This window comes from Streptomyces sp. NPDC090083 (assembly GCF_044747445.1).
GTDB lineage: Bacteria > Actinomycetota > Actinomycetes > Streptomycetales > Streptomycetaceae > Streptomyces.
In genome coordinates this window covers 257,563-264,121 of sequence record NZ_JBIVED010000015.1, presented here as the reverse complement: position 1 = coordinate 264,121, position 6,559 = coordinate 257,563, and the positions used below count along the sequence as shown (strand labels likewise).

At 67.0% G+C, this 6,559-nt stretch carries 6 protein-coding genes and 1 rRNA gene; all 7 read left to right on the top strand.

Translation table 11 applies throughout. The annotated features are described in order from the left end of the window. Positions 1-95 (top strand): 5S ribosomal RNA (gene rrf, locus ACIPTO_RS38425); the annotation flags it as partial. 110 nt (positions 96-205) lie between these two features. Further along, positions 206-814 carry a CDP-alcohol phosphatidyltransferase family protein gene (locus ACIPTO_RS38420; protein WP_366322147.1) on the top strand — a complete coding sequence of 203 codons (609 nt, stop codon included), beginning with the start codon at positions 206-208 and terminating at the stop codon, positions 812-814. Between the two features lie 115 nt (positions 815-929). Continuing rightward, on the top strand, positions 930-3,425 hold the full coding sequence (locus ACIPTO_RS38415; protein ID WP_366322145.1) for a mannose-1-phosphate guanyltransferase: 2,496 nt from the start codon (positions 930-932) through the stop codon (positions 3,423-3,425). Between the two features lie 167 nt (positions 3,426-3,592). Further along, on the top strand, positions 3,593-4,429 hold the full coding sequence (locus tag ACIPTO_RS38410) for a DUF881 domain-containing protein (RefSeq protein WP_366322163.1): 837 nt from the start codon (positions 3,593-3,595) through the stop codon (positions 4,427-4,429). Then, a complete protein-coding gene (locus ACIPTO_RS38405; RefSeq protein WP_019059351.1) occupies positions 4,426-4,758 on the top strand; it encodes a small basic family protein in 333 nt (110 codons plus the stop codon). The genes ACIPTO_RS38410 and ACIPTO_RS38405 overlap by 4 nt, the downstream gene beginning before the upstream one ends. A gap of 5 nt (positions 4,759-4,763) precedes the next feature. Next, positions 4,764-5,600, top strand: a complete 837-nt coding sequence (locus ACIPTO_RS38400) for a DUF881 domain-containing protein (RefSeq protein ID WP_401199789.1) — start codon at positions 4,764-4,766, stop codon at positions 5,598-5,600. A gap of 61 nt (positions 5,601-5,661) precedes the next feature. Continuing rightward, positions 5,662-6,543, top strand: coding sequence for an FHA domain-containing protein (locus ACIPTO_RS38395; RefSeq protein ID WP_327405539.1), 882 nt, complete (start codon positions 5,662-5,664; stop codon positions 6,541-6,543). Positions 6,544-6,559 lie beyond the last annotated feature (16 nt).

The following is a 6,559-nucleotide window of genomic DNA, read 5'->3' as shown; positions in this document are numbered from 1 at the left end:
AAACGCCCGGTTACATTCCGAACCCGGAAGCTAAGCCTTACAGCGCCGATGGTACTGCAGGGGGGACCCTGTGGGAGAGTAGGACGCCGCCGAACTCCTTTTAGAGCTCTGGCTCTTGGGCATGCAGCCCAAGAGCCAGAGCTTTTTTGCGTTGGGGTAAGGTTCGGGGGAATCGTCGGCACGTTTTCCCACAGGAGGCCCCCGGGTGGAGGTCCAGGAGACCCGCGTCCAGACAGACCGGGTGCTCACCATCCCGAACATCCTCAGCATGGCGCGCCTGGTCGGCGTACCCATCTTCCTGTGGCTGATCCTCAGGCCCGAGTTCGGCGGCCCCAAGAGCGACGGCTGGGCGCTTCTGGTGCTGATGCTGAGCGGGATCAGCGACTACCTCGACGGCAAGCTCGCGCGACGCTGGAACCAGATCAGCAGTCTCGGCCGGCTGCTTGATCCCGCCGCGGACCGGCTCTACATTCTCTCGACGCTCGTCGGCCTCACCTGGCGCGAGATTCTGCCAATCTGGTTGACCGCCGTGCTGCTGGCGCGTGAGCTGGTCCTGCTGGTGGTGGTGGGCGTCCTCAGGCGGCACGGCTATCCGCCGTTGCAGGTGAACTTCCTCGGCAAGGCAGCCACGTTCAACCTGATGTACGCCTTCCCGTTGCTGCTGCTCAGTGACGGAAGTGGATGGCTGCCCTCACTCGCAGCGATTTTCGGATGGGCGTTCGCAGGATGGGGTACAACGCTCTATTGGTGGGCAGGAGTGCTGTACGTGGTACAAGTCCGCCGCCTGCTGCGTGCGGACGCCATGGCCGACTGACCTTGCCGATTGGGGCGGTAACAGTCGCTCGATGGCCCGTGGCGCAAAAGTGCGGGACAATCTGGACTGGTGAAGTCGGCTAGACCGTCGTCTCGCAGAGGAGGACGCTTCCGACATGAAGGCCGTCGTGATGGCCGGAGGCGAAGGCACACGCCTTCGCCCCATGACCTCAAGCATGCCCAAGCCGTTGCTGCCCGTGGTCAATCGACCGATCATGGAGCACGTGCTCAGGCTGCTCAAAAGGCATGGGCTCAATGAGACCGTAGTCACCGTGCAGTTCCTGGCCTCGCTGGTCAAGAACTACTTCGGTGACGGCGAAGAGCTCGGGATGGAGCTCTCGTATGCCAATGAGGAGAAGCCACTCGGTACCGCCGGAAGCGTCAAGAACGCCGAAGAGGCGTTGAAGGACGATGCCTTCCTCGTCATCTCCGGTGATGCCCTGACCGACTTCGACCTCACCGAACTCATCAATTTCCACAAGGAAAAGGGCGCGCTGGTCACGGTCTGTCTGACCCGGGTGCCCAATCCGCTGGAATTCGGCATCACCATCGTCGACGAAGAGGGAAAGGTCGAGCGGTTCCTCGAGAAGCCGACCTGGGGTCAGGTCTTCTCGGACACCGTGAACACGGGCATCTACGTGATGGAGCCCGAGGTTTTCGACTATGTCGACCCCGACGTTCCCGTCGACTGGTCCGGTGATGTCTTCCCGCAGCTGATGAAGGAAGGCAAGCCGGTCTACGGCTTCATCGCCGAGGGCTACTGGGAGGACGTCGGTACCCACGAGAGCTACGTGAAGGCGCAGGCCGATGTCCTGGAGGGCAAGGTCGACGTCGAGATCGACGGCTTCGAGCTGTCGCCGGGCGTGTGGGTGGCCGAGGGCGCCGAGGTGCATCCGGACGCGGTTCTCCGCGGGCCGCTGTACATCGGTGACTACGCCAAGGTCGAGGCCGGTGCCGAAATCCGTGAGCACACGGTCATCGGTTCCAACGTCGTCGTGAAGTCCGGGGCCTTTCTGCACCGGGCCGTCGTGCACGACAACGTGTACGTCGGGCAGCACAGCAATCTGCGGGGCTGTGTCGTCGGAAAGAACACCGACATCATGCGTGCCGCGCGGATCGAGGACGGCGCCGTCATCGGCGACGAGTGCCTGATCGGCGAAGAATCGATCGTGCAGGGCAATGTGCGGGTGTACCCGTTCAAGACGATCGAGGCCGGCGCGTTCGTCAACACGTCGGTCATCTGGGAATCCCGAGGGCAGGCGCACCTCTTCGGCGCGCGCGGGGTCTCCGGGATCCTGAACGTGGAGATCACACCGGAACTGGCCGTACGCCTCGCTGGTGCCTATGCCACGACGCTCAAGAAGGGGTCCACGGTCACCACGGCCCGTGACCACTCCCGAGGCGCCCGTGCGCTCAAGCGGGCGGTGATCTCCGCCCTGCAGACCAGCGCCATCGACGTACGGGACCTGGAGAACGTTCCGCTTCCCGTGGCCCGGCAGCAGACCGCGCGGGGCAGCGCCGGCGGGATCATGATCCGGACCACACCCGGTGTGCCGGACTCCGTCGACATCATGTTCTTCGACAGCGACGGCGCCGATCTCTCGCAAGCGAGTCAGCGCAAGCTGGACCGGGTGTTCGCGCGGCAGGAGTACCGGCGCGCGTTCCCCGGCGAGATCGGCGACCTGCACTTCCCGGCCAGCGTCTTCGACTCGTACACCGGGACTCTGCTGCGGAACGTCGACACGACCGGGATCGCCGACTCCGGCCTGAAGGTCGTGGTGGACGCGTCGAACGGCAGTGCCGGGCTCGTGCTGCCGAGCCTGCTTGGCAAGCTCGGTGTGGACTCGCTGACGATCAATCCCGGTCTCGACGAGTCCAGGCCGACGGAGACCGCGGACACGCGGCGGTCGGGGCTGGTGCGGCTCGGCGAGATCGTTGCCTCCGCGCGGGCCGCGTTCGGGGTGCGGTTCGACCCTGTCGGTGAGCGGCTGTCGCTCGTCGACGAGAAGGGGCGGATCGTCGAGGACGACCGGGCCCTGCTGGTGATGCTCGACCTGGTGGCCGCGGAGCGGCGCAGCGGGCGGGTGGCGCTCCCGGTGACCACCACGAGGATCGCCGAGCAGGTGGCGGCGTATCACGGGACCCAGGTCGAGTGGACGACGACCTCGCCGGACGACCTGACCAGGGTCGGGCGCGACGAGACGACCATCTTCGGCGGGGACGGCAAGGCCGGGTTCATCATCCCGGAGTTCAGCAGTGTCTTCGACGGCTCGGCGGCCTTCGTACGGCTCATCGGGCTGGTGGCGCGGACGCAGTTGACGCTGAGCCAGATCGATGCCCGGATTCCGCGGGCGCACGTCCTCAAGCGGGACCTGGCCACTCCCTGGGCCGTCAAGGGACTCGTGATGCGGCGGGTCGTCGAGGCGGCCGGTGATCGCTTCGTCGACACCACGGACGGTGTGCGGGTCGTCGAGACCGACGGGCGCTGGGTGATGGTGCTCCCCGACCCTGCCGAGGCGGTCACGCATCTGTGGGCCGAAGGGCCCGACGACGCCTCCGCGCAGGCCCTGTTGGACGAGTGGGCGGCGGTCGTGGACAGCGCCGGGCAGTAAAACACGGAGCACGCGCGCGTGCCGGACATGTGTCCCCAAGGGGGCCTGTCCGGCATGCCGGTGGGGCCATTCGGAGGTACAGGCCACCACGTGCGACGATGTGCGGCATGCCGCAGCAGCCCCCCGTTCGGAGCACACCCACGCGCCCTTCGCGGCCGGACGCGTCCATGTCGCTGCTCACCAACGTCATGGACCACAGCCTCGACGACGGTTACGCCGAGGCAGCCGCCCGCAAGAAGGCCGCCGGTGCGAGCGGCATGCCGAAGACCCTCCGGGCGAAGCTCGGTCTCGCCGCCGGCCTGGTGCTGGCGGCGCTCGTCGTGACCGTGGGCGCGGCACAGGCGCGGGTGGCCGCCCCGGTGGTGGCCAAGGAGCGCCAGGAGCTGATCGACCGCATCGACAAGGAGACCAAGTCGGCGGACAAGCTGGAGGGCTCCGTCGACGCGCTCCGGGACGACGTCAGCGCGCGGCAGCGGGCCGCGCTCAGGACGAGCGGTGGCAGTGAGCAGGCGGACCTGGTGAGCATGCTCTCCGGCGCGACCGCGGTGCACGGCCCCGGTGTACGGCTCGTCGTCAATGACGCGAAGGAAGCCAGTACCGGCGGCGGCGACAACCCGCGCGAGACCGCGGACTTCTCCGACACCGGGCGGGTGCGCGACCGCGACATGCAGCGTGTCGTGAACGGACTGTGGGCGGCGGGCGCCGAGGCCGTCTCCATCAACGGACAGCGGCTGACGGCGCTGTCCGCGATCAGGGCCGCGGGCAACGCGATACTGGTCGACAACAAGCCACTGGTGCCGCCCTACACGGTGCTCGCGGTGGGTGACGGCCAGCGGCTGAGCAGCGGATTCCAGAACGGTGCCGACGGGCTCTATCTGCATGCCCTGGAGAGCACCTACGGCATCAGGGCGACCATCGCCGTGGAGAGTGACCTCCGGCTGCCCGCCGCGCCGAGTGTGATCGTACGTACAGCACAGCCGAGAACTGAGAAGGGCACATCGTGATCGCCGTACTGGGCCTCATCGTGGGAGTGGTGGCCGGAATCCTGGTCCGGCCTGAGGTGCCGGTGGTGGTGGAGCCCTATCTGCCGATCGCCGTGGTCGCGGCGCTCGACGCCGTCTTCGGCGGGCTGCGGGCCATGCTCGACGGGATCTTCGACGACAAGGTCTTCGTGGTGTCGTTCCTGTCGAACGTGGTGGTGGCCGCCCTGATCGTGTTCCTGGGCGACAAGTTGGGTGTCGGTGCCCAACTGTCGACGGGTGTCGTGGTCGTCCTCGGCATCCGGATCTTCTCCAACGCCGCGGCCATCCGCCGGCATGTCTTCCGGGCGTGACGTCGATGAGCCACGAAGACGAGCGGCCCGAACACCGGCTGCGCAGGGAGCTTCCCGAGGAGGTGGCGGCTTCCGTTTCCGCGGAGGCGCCGGTTCCGGGGGAGCGGGCCGCGTCCGGGGTGACCGGTCGGCAGCGGCTGGTGCAGGGGCTGTGGCCGCCGCGCGTGAGCCGGGCCCAACTCATCGTCGCCGTGCTGCTGTTCGGCCTCGGTTTCGGGCTGGCGGTGCAGGTCGCGTCCAACAGCAACAGCGACAGCGCGCTCCGCGGGGCCCGGCAGGAAGATCTTGTTCGCATTCTCGATGAACTGGATGACCGTACTCAGCGTCTTGAGGACGAGAAGCAGGGTCTGCAGAAACAGCGCGACGAGCTGGAGAACAGCTCCGACCAGGCCGAGGAGGCCCGCAAGCAGACGGCCGAGAAGGAGAAGCAGCTCGGCATTCTGGCGGGCACCGTGGCCGCGCAGGGACCCGGCATCACGATGACCATCGACGACACGAAGGGAACGGTCGAGGCGGACATGCTGCTCGACGCGATCCAGGAGCTGCGCGCGGCCGGCGCGGAGGCGATCCAGGTGAACGGTGTGCGGGTCGTGGCCAACACGTATCTGTCGGATTCCGGCAAGAGCGTGAGCGTCGACGGGAACAAGATCAACGCCCCGTATCGTTTCAAGGTCATCGGCAAGCCGCAGGATCTCGAACCGGCGCTCAACATCCCTGGAGGCGTGGTGCAGACTCTCGAGAAGGAGCAGGCCACCGTTACCGTCGGGCGGTCGGCCAAGATCGTCGTGGATGCCTTGCGGGCCGCGAAGCAGCCTGACTACGCTCGGTCGTCCTCCCGGTGAACCGGGGGTGCATGGGGACCGACCGGCGAGGGCATGAGGTTGCGGGGGGTCGACGCACCGATTGGGTGGTGCGTGGTGGAAACTGTCTGGTGGATACGGACGTTGTGAGGATGTCCGGGTCAACCGGTGTGTTCAATCAGGGTTCGTCCTGCCCCACGGGCGGGTCTGTTTCGGTCAAGGGGAATCGCCCGTGAAGTTGTTTGCGAAGTTGTTCGGCAAGAGTGCGAAAGAGAGCAGCGACAATCAGACCGCTCGCCACCGCGCACAACCGGACGCAGAAGGCCAGCGCCCGCTGTTCCGCGACCAGGTCGCGGGCCAGGGCGCGCCGTCGGTTGACCCTGCGCAGTCCGGCGACATAGGTTTCGGGCAACCGTCAACCTCAAGTACGGGTGGAGGGTTTTCCCCTATGTCGGCCCTGGTGTGTACGAGGTGCGGTAACCGCAACGCGGAGAACAGCCGCTTCTGCTCCAACTGTGGTGCGCCGCTGCGTCCTGGCGCGACCCCGGAGCGTCCGTCCGAGACGACCTCCACGATCTCCATCTCCGGTCTCGAGGCCTACGACGCCGAAGTGACCGGGCAGACGCAGATGCCCACGCTCTCCCCGGAGGCGCAGGCCGCCGTGGACGCCCTGCCGCTGGGCTCGGCGCTGCTGGTGGTCCGTCGCGGTCCCAACTCGGGTAGCCGCTTCCTGCTGGACGGCGAGCTGACCACGGCCGGCCGTCATCCGCAGAGCGACATCTTCCTGGACGACGTGACGGTCTCGCGCCGGCATGTGGAGTTCCGGCGCTCTCCTGACGGTTCGTTCACGGTCGCCGACGTCGGCAGCCTCAACGGCACGTACGTCAACCGCGAGCGTATCGACTCGGTCTCGCTGGCGAACGGTGACGAGGTGCAGATCGGCAAGTACCGGCTGGTGTTCTACGCGAGCCAGCGGGGTTACTGACCCTCCCTCGGACTGG